Source organism: Pandoraea sp. PE-S2R-1 (assembly GCF_002179865.1).
Taxonomy (GTDB): Bacteria; Pseudomonadota; Gammaproteobacteria; order Burkholderiales; family Burkholderiaceae; genus Pandoraea.
On the sequence record NZ_NGUR01000007.1, the window covers coordinates 503,815 to 530,406 of the forward strand.

Sequence of the window (26,592 nt, forward strand, 5' to 3'; positions counted from 1 at the left end):
AGGTTATGCGAGGTGAGGTGGTTTGTTCGACATCGCGGAAGCTCCCGGGAAGCGGGAGACATCCGCTGAATGCCGTCAAAAGCCCTGCACGACAGCGCTGCTCGCTGAAAGGGTAATGTCAGGCACGCGCTCCCCGCAAATCACACTTTCACCCTGCGGCATTACCGTTTGGTTATGATGTCGGCGCCTGAACCATTCTTTGCCGCCAAGGGGCGGCGCTCACCGATCTCGCGAGGCATCTGCCGTGGCAACAACCGACAACACCATCGAGCGCTTCTTTCGCAGCGGCCTGAAGCTTGGCCATCTGCGCATTCTGGTGACGTTGGGCGAGTTGCGTCAGGTGACGCGGGTGGCTGCGGCATTCCACGTGACGCAGCCAGCTATCTCCAAGCAGATTGCCGAAGTGGAAGAGGCGCTGGGCGCACCGGTCGTGCAACGGGTTGGCAACGCGGTTGAGCTGACAGGCATCGGGCGCGTGCTCGTGGAGCGGGGCACGGAAATACTGCGGCAGATCGAACTCGCGCGGCGCGATGTGAGCGCGCTGACTGCGGGGACGGCAGGCCACGTGCGCTTCGGTGCCGTGGTGACGATTCCCCAACCGCTCATCGCCCACGCCGTTGAGTTGTTTACCCGGCGCGCACCGACGGCATCGTTTTCGTTTGTCGAAGCCACGCTCGACCGGCTGCTCAAGATGATGGACGAGGGCAATCTCGACCTCGCGCTGGGGCGCAATCGCGTGGCCGGGCATTTGCCGGTGATGCGCCACGAGTCGTTGCATCACGAGCCGTTCGTCTTTGTGGTGGGCGCCCGCCACGCGTTGGGCGGCCCCGATACGGTGGTCAGTTGGGACGACCTGCATGACGTGCGCTGGATCACCCCGATGCGCGGCTCGCCTGCCTTCGCCACGATGGTCGAAATGCTGGCCGAGCACGGCGTGACGCTGCAACATCCGGCCATCGAATCGAGTTCTCTGGCGTTGAATCTGTCGTTACTGCGCGGCGGCGATTTTGTCTCGATCCTGCCGCTCTCGCTGGCTCGCCGTTACGTGCAGCGGGGCAGCATGCGCGTGTTGCCGCTGCCGCCGCTGGCCCCGCTGGGCGAGGCAATCCTGTACTGGCGCGAAGACACCACCACACCCGCCGCGCAACTCTTTGCCGCTTGTCTGCGCGAATCGTCGGCCGAATTGATCGAGGCGGGTTGAGCGGTGCCTTTGCCGGGTGCTTAAGCCGTCGCCAGCGCGGCGCGTTTCACGCCATAGCGCGCCCCCGGCGTGCCATGCCCGAGGTGCTGCGAGAGCGAACGGCGCGAGGCTTCGTGGGCGGTCCACTCGGCACCGTCCTGCAACGGCGGAATGGTGACGATTTCCCCCTGATCGAGTCCGGCCAGCGCGGCGTCGACCAAGTCTTGCGACGACATCAGCCATTCCTGCGGCAACTCGCCGTGCGGCTTGCCCGCCACATCCCAGAATTCCGTCACCGTGGCGCCGGGCAGAACCGCCTGCACGCGCACGCCCTTATCCGCCAACTCGTGATGCAGCGATTGCGACAGCGTGAGCACGAAGGCCTTGCTTGCGCCGTAGACGCCGTTGAGCAGCTCGGGCGCGATGGCAACGATTGACGCAATATTGATGATCGTGCCGCGCCCGCGCGCGACAAAACCTGGCACGGCGGCATAGGTGAGGCGGGTGAGGGCGGTCACGTTGACGTCGATCATCGTGTTCATTTGTTCGACGTCGGCTTGCAGCAGCGGCGCAACGGCGCCGAAGCCGGCGTTGTTGACGAGCGTGTCGATGCGGGCGTCTTCGCGCAGACGCGCTTCCACCCGGGCCTGTCCTTCACGGGTGCCGAGATCGGCGCTGAGAATGTCGACGTGGCGGCCGGTTTCGGCCTGAATGCGTTGGGCAACTTCGCGCAGGCGGCCGGTGTTGCGGGCCACGAGAATCAGATCGTGACCGCGACGGGCAAGACGGTCGGCATAAATAGCGCCGATGCCGGAGGACGCGCCGGTCACGAGGGCGGTGCCCGGTGCGTGTGAGGGAGTGGCTGTGGTGTTGACTGTGGCGTGCGACATGATGAATTTCCTATGCGAATGAGTAACAAGTCGAGTGCGTGACTGAGTGCGTTGGCCGCGTGGTTCGCAATGACGCCAGTAGCGGAGTTGCGGCATGACGCTGGCCAATGACTTCAGTGTGGTCTCGATTGCCAATGTCTCAAATGACAGGAAAACCACTTTTCAGGACATTTTTGTCCGGCGCTGAATTGCGCCGCCGACTAGAATCCAAAGCATTGCAATCTCTCGCGCCGGCGTGCACCCGGCACGTTGTCAGCCATGGCGTTACGCATCGGGTTGGTGGTGTATCCGGGGTTTCAGATGATTTCGCTCGCGGCGATGTCCGTTTTCGAGATCGCCAATTTCGGGCGGCCGGCGCCGCTCTACGACGTGAGCGTTGTCTCCGTGTCTGGGGGATTGGTGCGCGATTCGGCGGGGATTTCCGTGGCGACCGAGGCGATTGGCCGTCGGCGCTTCGACACGCTGTTGGTCGCGGGGGCGACGATCGTGATGCCGACCGAGCCGGAATTGATCGCGGCGTTGCGTCGTGTCGCGCCGCGCATGCGGCGAATGGCGAGCATCTGCTCCGGCGCCTTCGTGCTGGCCGACACGGGCCTGCTCAACGGGCGCCGCGCAACCACGCACTGGGGACAGGCGCATGCGCTCGCGCAGAACTATCCCGAGGTGATCGTCGAAGAGGACCGCATCTTCATCAATGACGGCCACGTGTGGACATCGGCCGGCATGACGGCGGGCGTTGATCTGGCGCTGGCACTGGTCGAGGCGGACTTTGGCGGCGACGTTGCACGTGAGGCGTCGCGCCAGCTGGTGGTGCACTACCGGCGTACTGGCGGGCAGTCGCAGTTCTCGACGTTATCCACGCTGGAGCCGAATTCGGATCGGGTGCGCACCGCGCTCGCCTATGCCCGTGAACATTTGCGAGAACCGTTGTCGGTGGAGCAACTGGCTGCACAGGTGCATTGGAGCGCACGCCACTTCAGCCGTGAATTCACGTTGCAGACCGGGCTGACGCCGGCCAAGGCCATCGAGAAGCTGCGGCTCGAAGCGGCGCAGGCGTTGCTGGAGGACGGCGAAGCGTCGATTGCGCGAGTGGCCGATATCACTGGCTTCGGCGATGAAGAGCGCATGCGCCGTGCGTTTGTCCGCACGCTGGGCAAGCCACCGCAAGCGCTGTTGCGCGAGGCGAGGGAGCGCGTTCGCGCCTGATCCGGGCGGGCGCGCTGCTCACAACCACGGGTAACACGCGCCAGCCCGGCGAGGCACGCACGGGTGTATCGCGAGCCACGGACGTGACCATTCGGCCGTCATGCCGCGCTAATCCAGCATTCATGCGGCTTCATGCGAAAACGGGCCGACAAAACCGGCCGCTTTCGCCGAGGCACAGGTTGTAAGCGTTTCATGAACGAAACACTTTCTGCACCTCGACCTTCGATGTCTCGCAAATCTAATTAATGGTTCCTTATAAATCAATGGGTTGAGTACTCTGGCACGAAATTCGCGTACATCGAGCGTGTATGGCGAAGCGCCAACCCGGATTTCCGCAGGCTGTTGGCAAGGGGTTCCTGTGCATTGGTGCACGGGCCGGCCCAGTATTGCCCGCGTTTTTCGTAGCTGCGCTCACGCCGTAATGCCGGACCTTTTGGCGGGGTCGGGTGTGTTCCGAAGTGAGTCGTGCGCGTGCGCGGGGAGGGGACCATGAACGGGTTCAAGGCGACATTAGTAGGTACAGCAGCAGCGCTGATGCTCTGCGGAATTGCGATCAATGCAACCTATGCGGCCGGTGGCGGCGGGGGTGGACGCGGCGGAGGCGGTGGCATCGGCTTCGGCGGCGGCGGCGGTATCGGCAATGGCGGCTTCGGCGGCCTCGGCGGATTTGGTGGCACCGGAACCGGGACGGGCACAGGCCCCGGCGGTGTCGGGATTGGCGGCTGCGGCTGCGGGAGCCACGGCAGCAGCTCCGGCGGCAGTAGCTCCGGCGGCAGCAGCTCTGGTGGCAGCAGTTCCGGTGGAAGTAGCTCCGGCGGTAGCAGCTCCGGCGGAAGTAGCTCGGGCGGTAGCAGTTCCGGTGGAAGTAGCTCGGGCGGCAGTTCCAGTGGCGGCAGCTCCGGCGGTAGCAGCTCAGGCGGCAGTTCCGGTGGCAGCTCGGGCGGTAGTTCCGGCGGCAGCTCAGGGGGCAGCTCAGGGGGCAGCTCAGGTGGCAGCTCAGGGGGTAGTTCCGGCGGCAGCTCCGGTGGTGGCAGTTCCGGAGGCGGCATCGGCGCTAGCGGCAGCAGCGGCGGTGGCGGTGGCGGTGTTGCGGGCCCGGGTGGGCGCGGATTGGGCGGGGCGGCGGGCGGCGGTGGACTCTCCGCGTTCGGCGGTCCGGGCAATGTCGGCGCAGGCGGCGGATGTTCGATGAATGGCCAGGGCGGCGAAGAGCCGTGCCCCTGAGTCAGTGGCGGTGGCGGGCCCGCACGCGTTCGGCACAGCGCGTGCGGGGTCTGTCCAGAGATCAAGTTGGCTAGCGAGTTTCGCAGGTTGTTCGTCGGTTCCTGACGCGACCGGCTGCCGGTGTTACCGTCAGCCGTGCCACCCCCCCGGCCCGTGATCAGGCTGTTCTCCCGGCGAAGCGCCCCTTCGGTTATCCGAAGGGGCGTTTTTTTGTGCGCGAGCACTGATCCATGTCTCGATCCACTTCCCCGTGATTTGCCTGCGCTATCGATATCGCCAAGGGATATCGAAATGCCGATAATGTATTTCGCGTTAACCCCTATCTATGGCAGCATCCGGGGTCTGGGTCGCTGCCGGCTGGCCGCCAACCGCGCGCTGGCACTTGTGAGGCACCTCGGAGCCTTTACACCGCGCAGACGACCCTTGCGACCCAACAGGTTCCAATAAGTCAAACAAGCATCGAAGGAGAAATCGAACATGCTGTCCCGTCAACTGATCAACGCATTCATCGGCGCAACGTTTGCGCTCGCTTCGCTCGGCGCTTCGGCCCAAACGGCCGACAAGCCCCTCAAGGTCGGCACCATGGCCGGCTCGGATGCGCAGATCTTCGAAGTCGTGAAGAAAGTGGCCCATCAACGCGGCCTCGAAATCAAGATCATCGAATTCAGCGACTACGCCCAGCCGAACGCCGCGCTCGACGCGGGCGACCTCGACGCGAACGGCTTCCAGCACAAGCCGTTTCTGGACAGCCAGGTCAAGGACCGTGGCTACAAGCTCGTGACCGCCGGCCTCACGTACGTTTCGCCGCTGGGGTTCTACTCGAAGAAGTACAAGTCGCTGAAGGATCTGCCCAACGGTGCCAAGGTCGGTATCCAGAACGACCCGTCCAACGGCAGCCGCGCGCTGCTGCTGCTTCAGAAGGAAGGTCTGATCAAGCTGCGCGCCGGCCTCGAAGGCAAGAACGCCACGCCGCTGGACATCGCCGAAAACCCGAAGAAGCTGAAGATCGTCGAACTGGAAGCCGCCCAATTGCCGCGCGCACTGCCGGATCTGGACGCTGCGTCGATCAACACGAACTTCGCTGCGCAAGCGGGTCTGGTGCCGCAACGTGACGCCATCGCCATTGAAGACCTGAAGGGCCCGTACGCCAACCTGATCGCCGTGCGTGCGCAAGACCTGAACAAGCCGTGGGTCAAGCAACTGGTCGATGCCTACCACTCGGACGAAGTGAAGGAATTCATCAAGACGCAGTTCAAGGGTGCGCTGATCGCGACCTGGTAAGAATGGAAGCAGGCCCAGGGTAAGTTGCACCACGCCCTGGCCCATATCGCTCGACGTAATGGCTAGGGGGCTTGTCAGTCCGTCCGCAGCCCGATCAGTTCCCTTTCTCTCGCCCGGCACACATGTGCTGGTCGTACGAAGTGCCGCTGAGCGAATCAAAGCAACACGAGTTTGAGTGATTCCTCGCGGGTTCAACAGCGTGGTGTTTTCGCGCTGCGGGAAACATCTAAAAGATCGTGGATAGCGGGTTTGAGAATCAGTGCGTCGAATACCGCCGTCAAAACGCGGTATGACAGTACCGAAAGAAGTCCTGCCAAGCCTGAAAGGATCGCTGACATTTCGAGCGGAAATGCGGCGGCCCATTGGATGTATCCAATCGCATACAGAATCAACGGTGCAAAGAAGGACGCCACAAAGGCGTATCCAGAATATCGTTTGATCCTTGGCAAAGATAGTTGCCTCGCCATTTCCGTCAAAGCTTCAATCTCCGCAGCCGAGCGTCCATCAACTGCGGGAATGAGCCATCGAAAGACCAGAGATGAAGTTGTCATCGTGAAGGCGTTGCGGTAAGTGTTGGAATACCTTCTTTCGATAAGAATTACAGAATCAGGTGATTGCGAGACGATGACGTGCGCATCTCCTGCTTTGATGCCGATGTTCGGATATCCCGGGCGAGATGACTTTCAAATATTGTTCCGTGCGTGGAAGTGTCGTGTCAGGTGAGCCATCCACGACTGCTCATTCGTCAGATTTCCCCTCTGATATGGCAACCCTTGACTAGAATGGAATCGACATTCCGATCGACAGGAGGTTGCCATGTCCATGATCAATGTCTCGATGATGCTGGTAGCGCTACTGGTGGGTTTCGCGATCGGCATGCTCGTAGATCACTTCTGGGTGACGCACCACGACGAGTCAGGCCCCGAGCACAAACGCCTCGACTGGCACGATATGTGGGAGCGTATCCGCCACCAGCATTAACGCAGCTTGCGCCACAGCGTCGAACGGCTGATGCCCAGCGCTTCGCATGCCGCCATGCGGTCACCACCGCAGGCGGCAAGCGTCGTGTGAATGCGCTCAAGTTCGGCGGCAGCGCGGCGTTCACGGCCGGTCAGCGGCGCCTCGGCAGGTGTGTTCGCCTGATCTGCGTTCGCACGTATTTCCCGGCCGCCGTTCGTTTTTGAAACATCCTGCAAATCCCGCGAAGTCTCGGACTCCGCCGCGCCGCCCAACTCCGGCGCAATCTCGATCAATCGCGCACGGCTGATTTCGCGCGCATTCACGACGTCGGCACACACCACCGCAATACGCTCCAGCAGGTTCTCCAACTCGCGCACATTGCCCGGCCAGCGATACATGGCGAGCAGCGGCAACAGCGAGGCTTGCAGCGCATCGACGCTCATGCGCGCCCCTGCCCGCGCAAGCGCCCGTTCGAGAAACAGGGGCGTGAGACGCGGCAAATCCTCCATGCGCTCGCGCAGCGGCGGCAGCACCATGCGCAGGATGTTGAGCCGGTAATACAAGTCCTCGCGAAACACACCGGCTGCCACTTGCTGGCGCAAATCGCGGTGCGTCGCAGCAATCACCCGAACGTCACACGGAATCGGTTCGTTGGCGCCCAAGCGCAGCACTTCCCGCTCCTGCAACACGCGCAGCAAACGCGTCTGTAACGGCATCGGCATTTCGCCGATTTCATCGAGAAAGATCGTGCCGTTATGGGCGGTCTCGAACAACCCCGCCTTGCCGCCGCGCCGTGCGCCGGAGAACGCGCCGTCCTCGTAACCGAACAACTCGCTTTCCAGCAATGTCTCGGGAAATGCCGCGCAGTTGATCGCGACGAACGGATAGTCGCGCCGCCGGCTCGCGTTATGAATGCCTTGCGCCAGCAACTCCTTGCCGGTGCCGCTCTCGCCGTGCACCAGCACGGTCGAATCGGTTTGCGCATAGCGGCGTGCGAGGGCGCGCACTTGTGTCATGGCCGCCGAGTCGCCGATCAGGTCGTCGAGCCGGTAGCGTGCCACCAGATGGCGTGGCCGATGCCGTGAGCGCAACGAGCGGTCCACCCGCGCAAACGCTTGTGAATCCTGACAAGTGAGCAGTGCCCCCGTAAGCGTGCCCTGATCGAGCAGCGGAATGCGGTTGACGACCCACGTCTTGCCCGCCATCGTGACGATCGCCTCCAGTTCCGCGCTCGCGCTTTCCAGCGTGCGGGAAATGTCGAGCCCGGGGGCAATGGAGTCGAGCGGCCGGCCGACGACGTCGGCAACTGTCACGCCCAGCATGCCCGCCATCGACGCATTCATCGCTTCAATGCGTCCGTTCAGATCGACCGCCGCGACGCCTTCGCGAAGGTGGCGCAGCACCGTGTCGAGCCGCTCGCGGCGTTGCGCTTCAATGCGCCCGAAGCGAGCCACTTCAAGCGCCGTATCGAAGGCAGCGCGCACGGAGTCCTGCGAATACAGAAACACGCCGGTGAGACCCGCGCGTTCGGCGAGTTCGGTCACGAGGCCGGGGCCGACGATGACTTCCGCGCCCTCATCGCGCAGACGGTGAACAAGGTCGTCAGCATCGTGCGCATCGAGATAGGCGTGCTGTGAAATGTCGAGGCCGAAGGCATGCTTGAAGCGCTCGAATTCCGGCGCCGGGCGTGCATAGGACACAAGGGCGATGCGCGAGGCCGGCGACGTCGAGGGCAGCGCGCGGCGTGCGCGCGCCAGCGCATGCATCACGTCGAAGCCGGTCACTTTGACGAGCACCACGGGCAACGCGACACGCTCGCGCAGAAAGGCCCCGTTCGAGCCCGCCGCGACGATACCGTCGACACTGCCTGCGGGAAGCCGCTCAAGCGCTTCGATGACCGCTTCGTAACCCTTGTCGATGATCTCCACGTCGGCCTGCGCTGCGTAGTCGGGAACGATGTCGCGATACAACTCGCCGAGCTTGCTGATGCCGACCGCCCAGATCACCGGCTTGCGCACGGCGGTGGCAGGCAAGGCAATGCCTGAGCGCGACAATGCAAGCGGCAGACGGGAAGCGTCGGAGGTGGAGGCGGGCATACGCAGATCCTGAGTGGCTTGGCGACGCAGGAAGGGGGGCAACATCCCGCTATCGCCGTGAAACGAATCGCGTTATCGTAGCACGATGTCTCAAATGTTCCATTTCATGTTTCAAAATGAAACGCATTGCGACATATGGGAAATTGCCAAGCGAGACCGAGCCTCGCGGCACTTGACGTAAACGTCACAAGCGCGCCAAATTTCCGCTGCTAAATGAATGTGTTAGCGGCGAGGCGAGAATTGCCGCCGCAGTGAGGCCGCTCGCTGGCACGCCCATTGCTATCTACAAGCCGCTACCCAAGAACTATTCGCCGTTTCGGGCAGTACAGACGGCACCCGCACGCATCAACACACACTCACCGCGCCTGCGGTCATCGCCATCGAACGCCGGTGGTCGATGCCATCAGGCGCAACACGACCGAGGGACTCAAGTGACGCATACCATTCGTTCGGCCGGCGCCGCCTTCCGCGAGGCCGTCAAGACCGAGCAACCGTTGCAGGTTGTCGGCGCGATCAACGCCAATCACGCCTTGCTGGCGAAAGCCGCGGGCTTCAAGGCGATCTATCTGTCCGGCGGCGGTGTCGCTGCCGGTTCGCTGGGCTTGCCCGATCTGGGGATTTCCACGCTCGATGACGTGCTTACCGACGTGCGCCGCATCACCGACGTATGCGATCTGCCGCTGCTGGTGGATGTCGACACCGGTTTCGGCCCGTCGGCGTTCAACATCGCGCGCACCGTGCAATCGCTGATCAAGTTCGGCGCAGGTGCGATGCACATTGAAGATCAGGTCGGTGCCAAGCGTTGCGGCCACCGTCCCGGCAAAGCGATCGTGACCCAGCAGGAAATGGTCGACCGTATCAAGGCCGCCGTCGATGCCCGCACGGATGAGAACTTCGTGATCATGGCGCGTACCGATGCGCTGGCCGTCGAAGGCCTGCAAGCGGCGATCGATCGCGCATGTGCGTGTGTCGAAGCCGGTGCCGACATGATCTTCCCCGAAGCCATGACCGAACTGCCGATGTATCGCCAGTTCTCCGATGCCGTGAAGGTGCCGGTGCTGGCCAACATCACCGAATTCGGCTCGACGCCGCTCTTCACCGTCGAAGAACTCAAGAGCGCGCAAGTCGGTCTGGTGCTGTACCCGTTGTCGGCGTTCCGCGCCATGAACAAGGCAGCGCAGAACGTCTATCACACGATTCGTCGCGACGGCACGCAAAAGGCCGTACTCGACACGATGCAAACGCGCGCCGAGCTCTACGAGAGCATCGGCTACCACGCTTATGAACAGAAGCTCGACGCCCTGTTCGCACAACAGAAATAACCGAACCCCTGATCTGGAGGAAAGCATGAGCGAGACGACTGCAACCGGTTTCAAGCCCAAGAAGTCCGTGGCCCTGTCGGGCGTGACCGCCGGTAACACCGCGCTGTGTACGGTGGGCCGTTCGGGTAACGATCTGCACTACCGTGGCTACGATATTCTGGATCTGGCCCAGACCTCGGAATTCGAAGAAATCGCCTACCTGCTGGTCTACGGCAAGCTGCCGACGGTGCCCGAACTCAAGGGCTACAAGGCCAAGTTGAAGTCGCTGCGCGGGCTGCCCGCTGCGGTCAAGACGGCGCTGGAAGCCGTGCCCGCTGCGGCGCACCCGATGGACGTGATGCGCACTGGCGTGTCGGTGCTCGGCACGGTGCTGCCGGAGAAAGACGATCACAACATCCCGGGCGCGCGCGATATCGCCGACCGCCTGATGGCCAGCTTCGGCTCGATGCTGCTGTACTGGTTCCACTTCAGCCAGAACGGCGTGCGCATCGACGTGGAAACGGACGACGACAGCATCGGCGGACACTTCCTGCACCTGCTGCATGGCGAGAAGCCGTCCGACCTGTGGGTGCGTGCGATGCACACCTCGCTGATTCTTTACGCCGAGCACGAATTCAACGCGTCGACGTTTACGGCGCGTGTGATTTCGGGCACGGGGTCGGACATCCATTCGGCCATCACGGGCGCTATTGGCGCACTGCGCGGCCCGAAGCATGGCGGCGCCAACGAAGTGGCGTTCGAGATTCAGAAGCGCTACGACTCGCCGGATGAGGCGGAAGCCGACATCCGCGCCCGCGTGGAAAACAAGGAAGTGATCATCGGCTTCGGTCATCCGGTCTACACCGTGAGCGATCCGCGCAACAAGGTGATCAAGGAAGTGGCGCACGAGCTGTCGAAGGATCAGCAGAACACGAAGATGTACGACATTGCCGAGCGTCTCGAGACGGTGATGTGGGACGTCAAGAAGATGTTCCCGAATCTGGACTGGTTCAGTGCCGTGAGCTACCACATGATGGGTGTGCCGACCGCGATGTTCACGCCGTTGTTCGTGATCGCACGCACGTCGGGCTGGAGCGCGCACATCATCGAGCAGCGCATCGACAACAAGATCATTCGTCCGAGCGCCAACTACACCGGGCCGGAAGATCAGAAGTTCGTGCCGATCGAAAAGCGCTGAGCGCTGTCCGGCTTAAGGTCGGACTTGTCGGACTTGCCGGACTTATAACTTCCTCACAAATGATGAATACCGACTACCGTAAATCCCTGCCCGGGACGTCGCTCGACTATTTCGACGCCCGGGCCGCCGTCGAGGCGATTGCCCCGGGGGCTTACGACACGCTGCCCTACACCTCGCGTGTGCTTGCCGAAAACCTGGTGCGCCGCTGCGACCCGGCGGCGCTGACCGAGTCGCTCAAACAACTGATCGAGCGACGCCGGGATCTGGATTTCCCGTGGTTCCCCGCCCGCGTGGTCTGCCACGACATTCTCGGCCAGACGGCCCTCGTCGATCTCGCCGGCCTGCGCGATGCCATCGCGGCGCAAGGCGGCGACCCGGCGCTGGTCAACCCTGTCGTGCCGACACAACTCGTGGTCGATCACTCGCTTGCCGTCGAATGCGGCGGGTTCGATCCGGATGCGTTCGCGAAGAACCGCGCCATTGAAGACCGTCGCAACGAGGACCGTTTCGACTTCATCAACTGGACCAAGAAGGCGTTCAAGAACGTCGACGTGATTCCCCCGGGCAACGGCATCCTGCACCAGATCAATCTGGAGCGCATGAGCCCCGTGGTTCAGGTGAATCAGGGCGTGGCGTATCCCGACACGCTCGTGGGCACCGACTCGCATACCCCGATGGTCGATGCGCTGGGCGTGATTGCCATTGGCGTTGGTGGCCTCGAAGCCGAGAGCGTGATGCTGGGCCGCGCGTCGTGGATGCGTCTGCCGGATATCGTCGGTGTGGAACTGACGGGCAAGCCGCAGCCGGGCATTACGGCCACCGACATCGTGCTCGCGCTGACCGAATTCCTGCGCAAGTCGAAAGTAGTGTCGGCGTATCTGGAGTTCTACGGTGAGGGCGCTGCCAACCTGACGCTGGGCGACCGCGCAACGATCTCGAACATGGCGCCTGAATTCGGCGCGACGGCGGCGATGTTCTACATCGACGCGCAAACCATCAAGTACCTGAAGCTGACGGGCCGCGACGACGCATTGGTCGAACTGGTCGAGACCTATGCCAAGCAGACGGGCTTGTGGGCCGACACGCTGACCGGCGCGCAGTACGAGCGCGTGCTGACGTTCGATCTGTCGAGCGTCGTGCGCAACATCGCCGGGCCGTCGAACCCGCACAAGCGTGTACCGACGAGTGAACTGGCCGAGCGCGGCATCAGCGGCAAGGTCGAGAACGAGCCGGGCCTGATGCCCGACGGCGCCGTCATCATCGCGGCCATCACCAGCTGCACGAACACCAACAACCCGCGCAACATGATTGCGGCCGGGTTGTTCGCCCGCAACGCCAACCGCGCAGGCCTCACGCGCAAGCCGTGGGTGAAGAGCTCGCTCGCACCCGGTTCGAAAGCCGTCACGTTGTATCTGGAAGCCGCCGGTCTGCTGCCGGAACTGGAGCAACTCGGCTTCGGCGTGGTCGCCTATGCCTGCACGTCGTGCAACGGCATGTCGGGTGCGCTCGATCCGGTGATTCAGAAAGAAATCGTCGCGCGCGATCTGTACGCTACGGCCGTGCTGTCGGGCAACCGCAACTTCGACGGCCGCATTCACCCGTATGCCAAGCAGGCGTTTCTGGCATCGCCGCCGCTGGTCGTGGCTTATGCGATTGCGGGCACGATCCGTTTCGATATCGAGAAGGATGTGCTCGGTGTCGACGGCAACGGCCGCTCGGTGAAGTTGGCCGACCTGTGGCCGAGCGACGAAGAGATCGACAGCATCATTGCGCAGAGCGTGAAGCCGGAGCAGTTCCGCCGCGTGTACGAGCCGATGTTCGCAGCGTCGGTCGATAACGGCGAGCGTGCCGACCCGCTGTACGACTGGCGCGAGATGAGCACGTACATTCGCCGTCCGCCGTATTGGGAAGGCGCGTTGGCGGGCGAGCGCTCGCTCAAGGGCATGCGTGCGCTGGCCGTGCTGGGCGACAACATCACCACCGATCACCTCTCGCCGTCGAACGCCATCATGGCCGATAGCGCGGCGGGCGAGTATCTGACGAAGATGGGGCTGCCGGAAGAAGACTTCAACTCGTACGCGACGCACCGTGGCGATCACTTGACGGCACAGCGTGCGACGTTCGCCAACCCGACGCTCAAGAACGAGATGGTGGTAGTCGACGGGCAGGTCAAGGCGGGCTCGCTCGCGCGCATCGAGCCGGAAGGCAAGGTCACGCGTATGTGGGAAGCCATCGAGACATACATGGCGCGCAAGCAGCCGCTGATCGTGATTGCCGGGGCCGACTACGGCCAAGGGTCGTCGCGTGACTGGGCGGCCAAGGGCGTGCGTCTGGCGGGCACCGAGGCGATTGTGGCCGAGGGTTTCGAGCGCATTCACCGCACCAATCTGGTCGGTATGGGCGTGCTGCCGCTGGAGTTCAAGCCGGGCACCGATCGCAAGACGCTGGGTATCGACGGCACGGAAACGTTCGACGTCATTGGCGAGCGCACGCCGCGCGCCGATCTCACGCTGGTGATTCATCGCCATAAGAACGGCCGTGACGAGCGCGTAGAGGTACCGGTGACCTGCCGTCTGGATACTGCGGAAGAAGTCTCGATCTACGAAGCGGGCGGCGTGCTGCAACGCTTCGCGCAGGACTTTCTGGAGTCGTCACATGCGGGCGCTTCGGCCTGAATCAAGCGAAGCACCGAGGAGAAACGAGATGGCGCATCAGCCGCAAATCCGCATTCCCGCCACGTATATGCGTGGCGGTACCAGCAAGGGCGTGTTCTTTCGCCTGCAAGACCTGCCCGCCGCGGCGCAAGTGCCGGGCGCCGCGCGCGACGCGTTGCTCATGCGTGTGATCGGCAGCCCCGATCCGTATGGCAAGCAGATCGACGGCATGGGCGGGGCCACGTCGAGCACCAGCAAGACGGTGATTATCGCGAGGAGCGAGCGCCCCGGTCACGATGTGGACTACTTGTTCGGGCAAGTGTCGATCGATCAGCAGTTTGTCGACTGGAGCGGCAACTGCGGCAATCTGTCGGCCGCCGTGGGGCCGTTCTCCATCAGCGCCGGGCTGATCGATGCGTCGCGCGTGCCGCACGATGGCGTGGCTGTCGTGCGCATCTGGCAGGCGAACATCGGCAAGACGATCGTCGCGCACGTGCCGATGACGGCCGGTGCGGTGCAGGAGACGGGCGACTTCGAACTCGACGGCGTGACGTTCCCGGCCGCCGAAGTGCAACTCGAATTCCTCGACCCGGCCGCGGAAGAAGAGGGTGACGGCGGCGGGGCGATGTTCCCGACGGGGCATCTCATCGACGATCTCGAAGTGCCGGGTGTCGGCACCTTCAAGGCGACGATGATCAACGCGGGCATCCCGACGATTTTCCTCAATGCCGAGGACATCGGTTACCGGGGCACCGAGTTGCAGGACGCGATCAACAGCGACGCGAAGGCCCTCACCATGTTCGAGACGATTCGTGCCCATGGGGCGATTCGCATGGGCCTGATCAAGGACGTGTCGGAGGCGGCAAAGCGTCAGCACACGCCGAAGGTGGCGTTCGTGGCAAAGCCGGCCGATTACACGGCGTCGAGTGGCAAGGCCGTGAAGGCAGGCGACGTGGATTTGCTGGTGCGCGCGTTGTCGATGGGCAAACTGCATCACGCGATGATGGGCACGGCAGCCGTATGCATCGGCGCGGCGGCATCGATTCCGGGCACGCTGGTCAATCTCGCGGCAGGCGGCGGCGAGCGCAGTGCGGTGCGGTTCGGGCATCCGTCCGGCACGCTGCGCGTGGGCGCCGAGGCCGGTCAGGTCGATGGCGAGTGGACGGTCACCAAGGCGATCATGAGCCGCAGCGCACGCGTGTTGATGGAAGGCTGGGTACGGATTCCGGGCGACGCGTTCTGACGGCAGTGCTACGACGGTAGCGGGTTTCGGCGGCTGGCAAGCGTTGCGCTTGTCAGCCGCTTATCATTGGGAATCACGAAACGCTGCTGCGGAGGTTTCAGTGCCGGGCGGTGTTGATCAAACGTCACACGAGCCACACGAGCCACACGAGCCACAGGAGGCAGCCGATGTCCGCTGGCATTTCGAATGTGCGTCCCGCACCCGACAAGGTACTCACCGACATTGTCGACTACGTCCTCACTTACGAGATCCGCAGCGATCTCGCCTTCGACACCGCCCGCAACTGCCTGATCGATACGCTGGGCTGCGGCTTCGAGGCGTTGTCATACCCCGCCTGCACCAAATTGCTCGGGCCAATCGTGCCGGGCACGGTGGTGCCGAACGGCGCGAAGGTGCCGGGCACGCCTTATCAGCTCGATCCGGTGCAGGCCGCGTTCAGTCTGGGCGCGATGATCCGGTGGCTCGACTTCAACGACACATGGCTCGCCGCCGAATGGGGCCATCCGTCGGACAATCTCGGCGGCATTCTCATGACCGCCGACTGGCTTTCGCGCACGGCCGTCGCGGAAGGCGGCAACCCGCTGACGATGCGTCATGTGCTCGCGGCGATGATCAAGGCCCATGAAATTCAGGGCTGTCTGGCACTTGAGAATTCGTTCAATCAGGTCGGGCTCGATCACGTGGTGCTGGTGAAAGTGGCGTCGACGGCGGTGGTCGGCGAAATGCTCGGCCTCACGCGTGACGAGTTGATCAACGCGTTGTCGCTAGCGTTTGTCGACGGCCAGAGTCTGCGCACGTACCGGCACGCGCCGAACACCGGCAGCCGCAAGTCATGGGCTGCGGGCGATGCCACGAGTCGCGCAGTGCGTCTTGCGTTGATGGCGCGCGCGGGTGAAATGGGCTATCCGTCGGTGTTGACGGCGAAAACGTGGGGCTTCTACGACGTGCTGTTCAAGGGCAAGCCGTTCGCATTCCAGCGGCCCTATGCGTCGTATGTGATGGAGAACGTGCTGTTCAAAATCTCTTTCCCGGCAGAGTTCCACGCGCAGACGGCGGCCGAGGCGGCGATGACGCTGCACCAGCAGTTGCAGAACGCGGGGCGTAATGCGGAGGATATTCAGTCGGTGACCATCCGCACGCACGCGGCCGCGATCCGGATCATCGACAAGCAGGGGCCATTGTCGAATCCGGCCGATCGCGACCACTGCATTCAATACATGGTGGCCGTGCCGCTGCTCTTCGGCCGGCTCACGGCAAACGATTACGAAGACGTGGTGGCGGCCGATCCGCGTATCGATGCGCTGCGCGCCAGAATCGTTTGCGTGGAAGATCCCCAGTTCACGCGCGACTATCACGACCCGGACAAGCGTTCGATTGCCAATGGCTTGACGGTGACCTTCAACGACGGTACTACGCTGGCAGAAGTGCTTGTCGAATATCCCATCGGTCATAAGCGTCGGCGCGATGAAGGGATTCCGCTACTCGTGGAGAAATTCAAGACGAATCTGGCGCGCCGATTCGCAGCGCGTGCACAGGCTCGCATTCTCGAGGTGGCGCTGGATCAACAGCGACTCGAAGCGATGCCCGTGCACAAGTTTGTGGATCTGATGGTGTGACGCTGTGGGTCAACTCATTCCGCGCTCGCACCGGCCTGCGCCGTGCGGCGCGGTGTGCCGAGCCAGTGGATGGCGAGTGCCGTCACCCCCAGCGCGATACCGAACCAGACGATGCCGGTCCAGCCGTAACGCGTCATCAACCAACCGCTGAGCGTGGCACCTACCGCGCCGCCAAAGAATGTGGCCGTCATGTATAGGCTGTTGATGCGGCCTTGTGCCTTCGGATCGACGGCAAATGCCCGCGTCTGATTCGACACCAACCCGGCCTGCACGCCGATGTCGAGCACCACCACGCCAATCACCAGCAAGGCCAGCGACGTCTGCGCGCCGCCCAGCAACACATACGCCAGGGTCACGATACCGATACTGGCGGCAATCACGCCACGCGGTCCGATCTTGTCGGTCGCCCGTCCGCCGAACGACGCAGCGAATGCGCCGGCTGCGCCGATGATGCCGAAGCCACCGGCCCATGCGCTGCCAAGATGCCACGGGCCGTCGGCAAGCAAGGCCGCCAGATTCACCCAGAAGGCATTGAAACAGGCCCACAGCAGCGACTGAATAATCATCGATTCGCGAATCGGCCGGTTGTCGCGCATCAACGGCCAGAGCGACGCCAGCAACTTGCCGTACGACAGGTTCGTGCTCGGCACGCCCTTCGGCAGCAACGAGGCGGCTGCGATGAAGACCGGAATCATGAATGCCGCTTCGAGCGCATACACCGCTCGCCAGCCGTACGCCTCACCGACGGCGCCTGCAATCGTGCGGCCCAGCAGAATGCCGACCATGATGCCACTCACGACGGTGCCGACCGAACGTCCGCGCTGGCTCGGCGGCGACATCACGGCGGCGAACGGCACCAGTTGTTGTGGCACGCAACTCACAATGCCCAGACCGAACGACGCGGCAATCAGCGCCCAGATGCCCGGTGCGGCGGCGGCGGTTGCGGCAAACACGAAGGCGAGGGCGATCTGCGTCAGCACGAGTTTGCGGCGGTCGTAACGGTCGCCGAGCGGCAGCAGCAGCGCGAGCCCGGTCGAGAAGCCGAGCAGCGCCGCAGCGGCAACGAGATCGACCGTTGTCAGATCAACCCCGAGATTCTTGGCGATCAGCGGTAGGATCGGCTGCGTGCAATAGATGTTGGTGACGACCGCACCTGCGATGATCGCCATCATGACGATCTTGCCGCGCGATGCCATTTCGGGCGCGGGATGCGGTGGTGTCCGGAGAGTAGGTTCGCGCACGATGGGCTCCTGAAATATCGATGGATGGGTCCTGGCGCCGGCGCGATGTCTCGTGTCGCCGCGCACGCAGAACCCTTAGCCGCAACACTACGCGCTTGCATCCAGAGAGAGAATCCATCACGATCGGGAATCATCTTTCCAAAATTCGGTAGGATCCATGAACCGGCTAGAGTCGATGTCCATCTTGATTGCCGTGGTCGATGCGGGCAGCCTGTCGGCCGCGGCGCGCCGGCTCGACATGCCGTTGGCAACCGTCAGCCGCAAGGTGGGGGAACTGGAGGCGCATCTGAAAACGCGGCTGTTGCATCGCACGACGCGCCAGTTGTCGCTGACGGAAGCGGGGGCTTCTTACGTGGCGGCGTGCCGCAGGATTCTTGAAGAGGTCGGCGAGGCCGAGCGCGCTGCCACCGGGGAGTACGCCACGCCGAAAGGCGAACTGGTGGTGACCGCACCGGTGGTTTTCGGGCGCTTGCATGTGTTGCCGGTGCTGGCCGAATTTCTCGCGCAATATCCGGAGATCGATGTGAGTCTGGTGCTGACCGACCGCGTCGTGCATCTGATGGACGAGCACACCGATGTCGCGTTGCGCATCGGCGAGTTGCCCGACAGCTCGCTGGTGGCGGCGGGCATTGGCACGGTGCGCCGGGTGATCTGCGCGAGTCCGGCCTATTTGGCAAACCACGGCACACCCGCAAAGCCGCGTGAACTTGCGGGCCATGCGTGCATCACATTCGAAGTGCTGGCATCACGGCGCGCGTGGGTGTTCGGCGCGGGCAAAGGTGAGCAGTCGATTCCGATTCACTCGCGCCTGGCGGTCAACACGGCGGAGGCGGCCATCTCGGCGGCAGTGCTCGGCGTCGGGCTCGTGCGGGTGCTGTCCTATCAGGTCGCGCAGGCGTTGCAGGACGATACATTGCGCGTGGTACTGGACGACTTCGAATCGGCACCGCTACCGGTCAGCCTTGTCCACAAAGGGCAGACCCCGCTCCCGCTCAAGCTGCGCGCATTTCTCGATTTTGTGACGCCGCGACTTCGTGCGCGCATCGCGCCTGATGCGCGTTGACATTGCCGTTCAGCAAATTTCAGACTGACAAGGAGCTTTCGGATGATCGATCACATGGAAGTGATGGTTAGCGATTTCGCGACGAGCCGCGCGTTCTATCGGGGCGCACTGGCGGCCATCGGTTATTCGCTGATTGCCGAGAAGTCGGCGGCGGAGACGGGGAACACCGATATTGCGGGGTATGGAGAGAACGGCCACCCCGACTTCTGGATCAGTCGCGGCACGCCGAACCGGCCCGCGTTGCACGTGGCCTTTCGTGTACCGGCGCGGCATATCGTCGATGCGTTCCATCGGGCGGCCGTGGCAGCAGGGGGCACCGATAACGGTGGCCCCGGCCTGCGCGAGCGTTACGGCCCCAACTACTACGCCGCGTTTGTGATCGACCCGGACGGGCACAACGTCGAAGCCGTCTGCTACGCGTCCGATTGAGCGCGTCGCCGGACTTAGCCCTTGTGCGTGTAGCGCAAGCGAGTCATCTGCTCGGCGCTGTCGGTCAGCAGACCGGCAGCATCGGCGATCGCCTTTTCCAGCGTGGTCGGCCCGAAGGTCAGCGAGAAGCATCCCGAGAACACGCGCGAGAGGCTCTCCAGTGCGGTGCGGTCGATGGCACCCGAGAGTAACGAAGCGGTAGCACCGGCCTTGATGGCGACTTGCGCGGCGATCATCGGTGTCTTGCCCGAGAGCGTCTGACCGTCGCTGCGGCCTTCGCCGGTGATCAACCAGTCGGCACCCTCCACCGCTTGCGGCAGGCCCACACGTTCGGCGACCACTTCGGCGCCGGAGCGGAACTGCGCACCCAGCAGGTGCAGTGCAAAGCCCAGACCACCGGCGGCACCGGCACCGGCACGGCTCGCCGCCTCATTGGCGCTGAACGCGCGGTGCGCATGCCCGGCGAAGTGCGCAATCGCGCGATCGAGTGGTTCGACTTGCGACTCGCTCACGCCTTTCTGCGGCCCGAAAATCGCCGTCGCGCCCTGCGATCCGTTCAGCGGATTGTTCACATCGGACATCGCAATCAGTTCGCAGTCCTTCAGACGGCCATCGAGTCCGTTCAGATCGATCGACGCCACACGGTGCAGCGCGGCCGGCACCGGCGGCACTGCCTCACCGGCTTCGTCGAGCAGACGGGCGCCGAGGCCGACCAGCAAGCCTGCACCGCCGTCATTGGTGCTGCTGCCACCCAGACCGATCAGCACGCGGCGTGCGCCGGTATCGAGCAGCGCACGCAACAGTTCGCCCAGCCCCACGGTCGAGCGCTCGGCCACGGGCGTTTGCATACCCACCGGATCGGTGATGCTCACGACATTCGCACTCTCGAGCACGCCCGTGCCGTCCGGCATGACGCCGTACTCGGCGGTGACCGATGCCTGACCGGCACCGCGCACCGACAGCGGCACGCGACGCCCGCCCGCGGAGAGCAGCGCTTCGAGCGTGCCTTCGCCGCCGTCGGCCATCGGCCGCAACCGGATCTCGGCCTGCGGTAGCACGCGGGCAATGCCGGCCGCAATCGCGCGCGCAACTTCGGGCGCGCTCAGCGAACCTTTGAACGAATCGGGGGCGATGACGATGATCGGGGCTTGCGCATTGCTGGACATGGCAATCGGGATGGTCGGAATAGGTTGGACAGAGTCACTGGCTGGTGCCGCAGCGCTTGGCCGGAGCGTGGCCCGCCAAGGCGTCCGCTTGTGGCGGACCGACCGGCCGGACGGTTTGTCCGGAGACCGGCGAGGCTGGCTCTCACGTGCTGGATCTTGCGGATCTTGCGTTTTCTCGGGGAATTGTCAGCCCCGAGGCGGCGCGGCGCAGTGTGACAGAAACCAGCAATATACGCGATTCGGGCCACCGCGCATTGCGTGAATTGCCATGCTATGAATAACACGAGTAAGATGAGCGCCAGTCGGCGGTGCGTCGTCCTATGCGTCACATTGCCGAAGATTCCGGACGTGCACGTACCCATACCGGGCATTCCAAAGCAGTACCAAAGTCATCTCAACGAACATAACGGCGCGAGCCACGGCCCGTCACGGATGCCCAGCATCACGTGAGCGTCGGCCATCGGCGCCGAGACCAGATACGAAGCTGTCGCCACGCCCGCCCTCGGTTTTGCCTGTATTTGCAGGCCCGGCGCAACGTGTGCGGTGGCATGGCCAGCGTGGAGCGGGGCATGAAGTGGGGCACTGAAACCAATACCGGCGCGACGCTCGTCGCGCCTCGTCGCGGGGTGCGCGCGTCAGGGCGGGGTGCGCTGGCAGTGGGCTCGGCGTGGCTCGCGGCAGCACTGCTCGCCGCCTGCGCGCAGACCGCACCGATGCCGGCGCACGACGATCCGCCCGTGGGCAGCGTCGCCGACGTTGCACCGGAAAATGTAAAAGTCGAGACGTTGCCCGCCTATCGCGACACGATTGCCGACGCGAGAAACAACGGTGCCGTCTGGCAAGGGTCGTCCAAGAAGACCCTCACTCGCGTGAGTGCCTGCACGGCCAAGCTCTGGAAGAAACAACTGCCTTACGCGCGCATCGACCGCACGAAGGCCGGCACCGGGCAGACGCTGCAACTGTCGTCGAAAGACGAGGGCGTCCTCGCCATTCTCGATCTTGCACCGCACAAACCCGGCAGCGAAGGCTCGCTGTATCTGGGCTCGACCGGATCGCAATCGCTGGCCGACGCCGTGCGGCAGTGCCTCTGATTCTCGGCGCACCTGCCAAACGTCTTGCGGCTGTCACTGTGGTGTCACAGTACTGCGCGGTATGATGGCGGCAAACGTGCACCCGCTCCGGGTGCACGATGGCTTTCTCTTCGCGCGTGCCGATGTCTCCTACCGAATCCATCGATGTTCCCGATGTTGCGACCGTGGCGCAGGACGCCGGACAGGCGTCGCTGAACCCGCGTCAACAGTCGCTCTTCGATGCCGTGCGCCGCGACGGCTTTCTCACGGTCGACGAACTCGCCGCACGCTTTGACGTCACGCCGCAGACGATCCGCCGCGATATCAACTTTCTGGCTGAACTGAAGTGGGTACGCCGCTACCACGGCGGCGTGGGCCTGCCGGGCGGTGCCGAGAACGACGCCTACGATGCGCGTCAGACCCAACTGGCCGACGAAAAGCATCGCATCGCCGCGCGTCTCGCCGAGCAGATTCCCGACCACGCCTCACTGTTCATCAATCTGGGCACGACCACGGAAGCCGTGGCGCGCGCATTGTCGCGTCATCGCGGGCTGCGCGTAATTACCAACAATCTGCATGTCGCCGCGATGATGAGCGGCTATCCCGATGCGGAAGTCATTATTGCCGGCGGCGTAGTGCGCGCTCGCGATCAGGGGGTGACGGGGGAAGCGACACTCGACTTCATTCGCCAGTTCAAGGTCGACTTCGGCATTATCGGCATCTCCGCCATCGATGCCGACGGTACGCTGCGCGACTTCGATTACCGGGAAGTGCGCGTGGCCGAGGCCATCATCGCGCACTCGCGCACGGTGTTTCTCGCCGCCGATCACAGCAAGTTCGGCCGTCCCGCGCTGGTGCGGCTCGGCCATCTGTCGCAGATCGATGCGCTGTTCACCGACCGCGCGGTGCCCCCCGCGATGGCGCAGGTGATCGCCGACGCCGGCACGCAAATCCACATCGCCGACTGAGCGCGATGGGGTGCAAAGACGGCGTCTGACGGCCGCGGATAGTCAAATATGCGCGAAATCCAACAACCTCACCGTGAAATGTGCGATTTCGAACGTCATGAGACGTCATATGTTAAAATTCGAATATTAATGTTCGAAAACGAACATTTTGCGATCCCCCAGTCAACTTGACGCCAATGCCCCGGAGTGACGACGTGCAACCATCCGCCCAAATGCCAACGGACCCAACGCTAGCCCCCTATGACCTGTTGGTCGTGGGCGGCGGCATCAACGGCGCCGGGATTGCACGCGACGCGGCCGGTCGCGGCCTGCGCGTGATGCTCGTCGAGCAGGACGATCTCGCTTCGCATACGTCCTCAGCCAGTACCAAGCTCATTCATGGCGGGCTGCGCTATCTGGAGTACTACGAGTTCGGGCTGGTGCGCAAAGCGTTGCAGGAGCGTGAAGTGCTGCTGCGCGCCGCGCCGCACATCATGTGGCCGTTGCGTTTCGTCATGCCGCATATGCCGAACCTGCGTCCGGCGTGGCTGATTCGCGCGGGGTTGTTCCTCTACGATCATCTGGCCCGGCGCGAAATTCTGCCGGGCTCGCGCGGTATCGACCTGCGTCAGCATGCGGCCGGTGCGCCGTTGCGCCGCGATATCACGCGCGGTTTCGTCTATTCCGATGGCTGGGTGCAGGACGCACGGCTGGTCGTGCTCAACGCACAAGATGCCGCCGAGCGTGGCGCGACGGTGCTCACGCGCACGCGTCTGGCAGGTGCCGAGCGCGGCGAGCATATGTGGACCGCCGAGTTGGCGTCGCTGACGACCGACGGCACGGAAACGTCGCGTCAGACGGTGCGCGCGCGCGCCATCGTGAACGCCGCCGGTCCGTGGGTCGGCCACCTGCTGGGCGATGTGCTGCGCCAGCCCGCGACGCATAGCGTGCGCATGGTCAAGGGCAGCCACATCGTCACGCGCAAGTTGTTCGATCACGACCACGCCTATATTTTCCAGAACCCCGACAAGCGCATCATTTTCGCGATTCCGTACGAACGCGATTTCACGCTGATCGGGACGACCGATATCGAATATCACGGCGACCCCGCCAAAGTGGCGATCAACGACGACGAGATCGCGTATCTGTGCAAATCGGCCAGCGATTACTTCACCAAGCCCGTCGTGCCGACGGATGTCGTGTGGACGTACGCAGGCGTGCGTCCGCTGCTCGAAGAGGAAGTGTCGAACCCGTCGGCCGTCACGCGCGACTACACGCTTGAACTCGATGCTCCGGCCACGCGTGCGCCGCTGCTGTCGGTGTTCGGCGGCAAGATCACGACTTACCGTCGCCTCGCAGAAGAAGCGCTGTCGCGACTGCATGCCCCGCTGGGTATCAAGCAAGGCGATTGGACCGCAGGCGCGCCGCTGCCCGGTGGCGACATGCCCGAGCCCGATGCGGGTGCGTTCGAGGTGTCGTTGCGTGCGCAGGTGCCGTGGCTGCCGGAAGCCCTTGCGCATCGCTACGCCCGCACGTATGGCACGCGCACGCATGTGCTGCTGGCCGATGCTCGCTCGCTCGACGATCTCGGCGAGCGTGTGTGCGGCGATCTCTTCGAGGCCGAGTTGCGCTACCTTGTGCAATACGAGTGGGCGCGCACGGCACAAGACGTCCTCTGGCGCCGCACCAAGCTGGGCCTGCACGTCGGCAAAGAGGGCGAAGCCAGCGTCGTGCGTTGGTTCGAACGCCAAACGGAAAACACGCCGGAACTGGCGACCCGCTGAAGTCGATTAGAACGATAGGATTGCCCCCGCGCACCGCATCATCGCGCGGGCGGCAAGCCAACCTACCGCCGCACCGGCGGGCTGTATTCAGGAGACGACCTACATGTCAGGACCCTATATCCTCGCGTTCGATCAGGGCACGACCAGTTCGCGTGCGTTGTTGTTCGATCGCGACGGGCATGTCGTAGCCACGGCGCAAAAGGAATTCCGTCAGATCTATCCGCATCCGGGCTGGGTCGAACACGACCCGCGCGAAATTTGGTCGACTCAAGCCGGTGTGGTTGCCGAAGCGCTAACGCATGCCGGAGTTGGCGGCGTCGACATTGCGGCCATCGGCATCACCAACCAGCGCGAGACGACCATCGTCTGGGATCGCCGCACGGGCGAGCCGGTGTACAACGCCATCGTGTGGCAGGACCGCCGCACGGCCGACTTCTGCGAGCGGCTGCGTGCCAACGGTGCGCAGGATATGGTCGCGAGCCGCACGGGCCTGCGCATCGATGCGTACTTCTCCGGCAGCAAGATTCGCTGGATTCTCGACAACGTGGCCGGCGCACGCGAGGCGGCAGAAGCCGGTCATCTGGCGTTCGGCACGGTCGATAGCTGGCTCGTCTGGCATCTGACCGGCGGCAAGCTGCACGTGACCGACGTGTCCAACGCGTCGCGCACCATGCTCTTCAACATCCACCGTCTCGAATGGGACGACGAGTTGCTCGCGCTGCTCGGCGTGCCGCGTCAGATGCTGCCCGAAGTGCGTTCGTCGAGCGAGGTGTACGGCCATACCACCACGTCGTTGCTCTCGAAACCAGTGCCGATTGCGGGCATCGCGGGCGATCAGCAGGCGGCACTGTTCGGGCAGATGTGCCTGCGCCCGGGCATGGTGAAGAACACTTACGGCACCGGCTGCTTCATGGTGATGAACACCGGCGACAAGCCGCAGGCATCGAGTCACAACCTGCTGACGACGGTGGCGTGGAAGATCGGCGATCGTGTCGACTATGCGCTCGAAGGCAGCATCTTCATTGGTGGCGCCGTCGTGCAATGGCTGCGCGACGGACTGGGCATCATTCGTCACTCGCGCGACGTCGAGGCGCTGGCAACCAGCGTGCCCGATGCCGATGGTGTCGTGCTGGTACCGGCCTTTGCCGGGCTCGGCGCGCCGCACTGGCAGCCGCATGCGCGTGGCACGCTGTTCGGCGCGACACGCGGCACGACGGCGGCGCACGTTGCGCGGGCGGCGCTCGACAGCATTGCGTTCCAGACGCTCGACGTGTTGCGCGCGATGGAAGCGGACGCGGGGCTGCACGTCGCCGAATTGCGCGTCGATGGCGGGGCGGCAGCCAACGACCTGTTGATGCAGTGGCAGGCGGACCTGCTGGGGGCCGACGTCGTGCGCCCGCACGTGATCGAGACCACGGCTGCCGGGGCGGCTTACCTTGCGGGGCTTGCGGTCGGTTTCTGGCCGGATATCGATACATTGCAACGCCAATGGCAGTTGCAACGGCGCTTCTCGCGCAAGCTTTCGGAAGAGGAAGTGAATCGCGCCGTCAAAGGCTGGCAGCGCGCAGTGAGAGCCGCAAAAGTGTGGGCGGAGGAAGGCTGAACTTCAGCCCCGCTCCCCACATCAACGCATTGCCCGTCCGGGCGCGACCTGGCGGCGATCGCCGGCCGCTTCGTGACGGCGATGCCGCCAACTGGCGCAACGCTCGCGCGGATGACTGCGGGCTGACTTGGCCGGGCTCGCGGGCGCAAGCGACCGGGCACAGGGACTGAGGGCGCAAGGCCCGGTTCGGCGCATCTGCATGATCCCCTCCCCGACAGTTACCGTCGCATGCCGCGACCCTTCTCACTGGTTCACTGGTGCAATCCGCCCGCATCCGGGGCGCTCCCGGCGAGGGTGCGGCGTCGGGCGTGCCGGGGCCATGTGGCGTGCATGGCGATGTTCCCGAAGCATGAAACCCTGGCGAAGAGACTTCTCCGGAGGCGGACGGCTTGCCCCCTACACGATGCGAGAAGCGTGCCATCCGATGCAACTCCATGAAT

General features: G+C 63.8%; 21 protein-coding genes. 15 read left to right on the forward strand and 6 right to left on the reverse strand.

Translation table 11 applies throughout. The features are described 5' to 3' along the window. Positions 1 to 244 precede the first annotated feature (244 nt). Entirely contained in the window at positions 245 to 1,201 is a 957-nt protein-coding gene (locus CDV44_RS04925; protein ID WP_087686917.1) for a LysR family transcriptional regulator, read from the forward strand. 20 nt (positions 1,202 to 1,221) lie between these two features. Here the strand turns inward: CDV44_RS04925 and CDV44_RS04930 are convergent, their stop codons facing one another. Further along, on the reverse strand, positions 1,222 to 2,070 hold the full coding sequence (locus CDV44_RS04930) for an SDR family oxidoreductase (protein ID WP_087686918.1): 849 nt from the start codon (positions 2,068 to 2,070) through the stop codon (positions 1,222 to 1,224). Positions 2,071 to 2,328: 258 nt separating this feature from the next. Here CDV44_RS04930 and CDV44_RS04935 point away from each other — a divergent pair, with 258 nt between their 5' ends. Continuing rightward, on the forward strand, positions 2,329 to 3,276 hold the full coding sequence (locus CDV44_RS04935) for a GlxA family transcriptional regulator (protein WP_087686919.1): 948 nt from the start codon (positions 2,329 to 2,331) through the stop codon (positions 3,274 to 3,276). 510 nt (positions 3,277 to 3,786) lie between these two features. On the opposite strand, the gene CDV44_RS27980 is transcribed toward CDV44_RS04935, so the two are convergent. Further along, positions 3,787 to 4,017: a hypothetical protein gene (locus CDV44_RS27980; RefSeq protein WP_170935852.1), complete on the reverse strand. Its 231-nt coding sequence runs from the start codon at positions 4,015 to 4,017 to the stop codon at positions 3,787 to 3,789. 960 nt (positions 4,018 to 4,977) lie between these two features. Here CDV44_RS27980 and CDV44_RS04945 point away from each other — a divergent pair. Next, entirely contained in the window at positions 4,978 to 5,781 is an 804-nt protein-coding gene (locus CDV44_RS04945; protein ID WP_058378018.1) for a MetQ/NlpA family ABC transporter substrate-binding protein, read from the forward strand. Positions 5,782 to 5,972: 191 nt separating this feature from the next. Here the strand turns inward: CDV44_RS04945 and CDV44_RS27745 are convergent, their stop codons facing one another. Continuing rightward, a complete protein-coding gene (locus CDV44_RS27745; RefSeq protein WP_141118677.1) occupies positions 5,973 to 6,332 on the reverse strand; it encodes a hypothetical protein in 360 nt (119 codons plus the stop codon). Between the two features lie 265 nt (positions 6,333 to 6,597). On the opposite strand from CDV44_RS27745, the gene CDV44_RS27985 reads away from it, so the two are divergent. Then, positions 6,598 to 6,762, forward strand: coding sequence for a hypothetical protein (locus tag CDV44_RS27985; RefSeq protein WP_157125726.1), 165 nt, complete (start codon positions 6,598 to 6,600; stop codon positions 6,760 to 6,762). Here CDV44_RS27985 and prpR read toward each other — a convergent pair. Next, on the reverse strand, positions 6,759 to 8,837 hold the full coding sequence (prpR, locus tag CDV44_RS04950) for a propionate catabolism operon regulatory protein PrpR (RefSeq protein ID WP_249277408.1): 2,079 nt from the start codon (positions 8,835 to 8,837) through the stop codon (positions 6,759 to 6,761). The genes CDV44_RS27985 and prpR overlap by 4 nt on opposite strands. 431 nt (positions 8,838 to 9,268) lie before the next feature. On the opposite strand from prpR, the gene prpB reads away from it, so the two are divergent. The 5 genes from prpB (at position 9,269) to CDV44_RS04975 (ending at position 16,849) form a co-directional block, all read left to right on the forward strand. Next, a complete protein-coding gene (gene prpB / locus CDV44_RS04955; protein ID WP_058378019.1) occupies positions 9,269 to 10,159 on the forward strand; it encodes a methylisocitrate lyase in 891 nt (296 codons plus the stop codon). A 25-nt stretch (positions 10,160 to 10,184) separates the two neighbouring features. Further along, entirely contained in the window at positions 10,185 to 11,336 is a 1,152-nt protein-coding gene (gene prpC / locus CDV44_RS04960) for a 2-methylcitrate synthase (RefSeq protein WP_087686920.1), read from the forward strand. 62 nt (positions 11,337 to 11,398) lie between these two features. After that, a complete protein-coding gene (acnD, locus tag CDV44_RS04965; RefSeq protein WP_170935875.1) occupies positions 11,399 to 14,011 on the forward strand; it encodes a Fe/S-dependent 2-methylisocitrate dehydratase AcnD in 2,613 nt (870 codons plus the stop codon). 28 nt (positions 14,012 to 14,039) lie between these two features. After that, the gene (gene prpF, locus CDV44_RS04970) at positions 14,040 to 15,233 is read left to right on the forward strand and encodes a 2-methylaconitate cis-trans isomerase PrpF (RefSeq protein WP_087686922.1); all 1,194 of its coding nucleotides are present in this window, start codon (positions 14,040 to 14,042) and stop codon (positions 15,231 to 15,233) included. Between the two features lie 167 nt (positions 15,234 to 15,400). Beyond that, positions 15,401 to 16,849 carry a bifunctional 2-methylcitrate dehydratase/aconitate hydratase gene (locus CDV44_RS04975; RefSeq protein ID WP_087686923.1) on the forward strand — a complete coding sequence of 483 codons (1,449 nt, stop codon included), beginning with the start codon at positions 15,401 to 15,403 and terminating at the stop codon, positions 16,847 to 16,849. A 14-nt stretch (positions 16,850 to 16,863) separates the two neighbouring features. Here the strand turns inward: CDV44_RS04975 and CDV44_RS04980 are convergent, their stop codons facing one another. Further along, on the reverse strand, positions 16,864 to 18,045 hold the full coding sequence (locus tag CDV44_RS04980) for an MFS transporter (protein WP_087686924.1): 1,182 nt from the start codon (positions 18,043 to 18,045) through the stop codon (positions 16,864 to 16,866). Between the two features lie 202 nt (positions 18,046 to 18,247). Between CDV44_RS04980 and CDV44_RS04985 the strand changes: the two genes are divergently transcribed. Beyond that, the gene (locus CDV44_RS04985; protein WP_087686925.1) at positions 18,248 to 19,153 is read left to right on the forward strand and encodes a LysR family transcriptional regulator; all 906 of its coding nucleotides are present in this window, start codon (positions 18,248 to 18,250) and stop codon (positions 19,151 to 19,153) included. A gap of 42 nt (positions 19,154 to 19,195) precedes the next feature. Next, the gene (locus CDV44_RS04990) at positions 19,196 to 19,582 is read left to right on the forward strand and encodes a VOC family protein (protein ID WP_087686926.1); all 387 of its coding nucleotides are present in this window, start codon (positions 19,196 to 19,198) and stop codon (positions 19,580 to 19,582) included. 14 nt (positions 19,583 to 19,596) lie between these two features. Here the strand turns inward: CDV44_RS04990 and CDV44_RS04995 are convergent, their stop codons facing one another. Continuing rightward, the gene (locus CDV44_RS04995; protein WP_087686927.1) at positions 19,597 to 20,748 is read right to left on the reverse strand and encodes a glycerate kinase; all 1,152 of its coding nucleotides are present in this window, start codon (positions 20,746 to 20,748) and stop codon (positions 19,597 to 19,599) included. A gap of 569 nt (positions 20,749 to 21,317) precedes the next feature. Between CDV44_RS04995 and CDV44_RS05000 the strand changes: the two genes are divergently transcribed. The 4 genes from CDV44_RS05000 (at position 21,318) to glpK (ending at position 26,152) form a co-directional block, all read left to right on the forward strand. Next, a complete protein-coding gene (locus tag CDV44_RS05000; RefSeq protein WP_087686928.1) occupies positions 21,318 to 21,839 on the forward strand; it encodes a hypothetical protein in 522 nt (173 codons plus the stop codon). Positions 21,840 to 21,961: 122 nt separating this feature from the next. Continuing rightward, the gene (locus CDV44_RS05005; RefSeq protein ID WP_087687243.1) at positions 21,962 to 22,786 is read left to right on the forward strand and encodes a DeoR family transcriptional regulator; all 825 of its coding nucleotides are present in this window, start codon (positions 21,962 to 21,964) and stop codon (positions 22,784 to 22,786) included. A 212-nt stretch (positions 22,787 to 22,998) separates the two neighbouring features. After that, positions 22,999 to 24,549, forward strand: a complete 1,551-nt coding sequence (glpD, locus tag CDV44_RS05010) for a glycerol-3-phosphate dehydrogenase (RefSeq protein ID WP_087686929.1) — start codon at positions 22,999 to 23,001, stop codon at positions 24,547 to 24,549. 103 nt (positions 24,550 to 24,652) lie between these two features. Continuing rightward, a complete protein-coding gene (gene glpK, locus CDV44_RS05015; protein ID WP_087686930.1) occupies positions 24,653 to 26,152 on the forward strand; it encodes a glycerol kinase GlpK in 1,500 nt (499 codons plus the stop codon). The last annotated feature ends 440 nt before the right edge of the window (positions 26,153 to 26,592 follow it).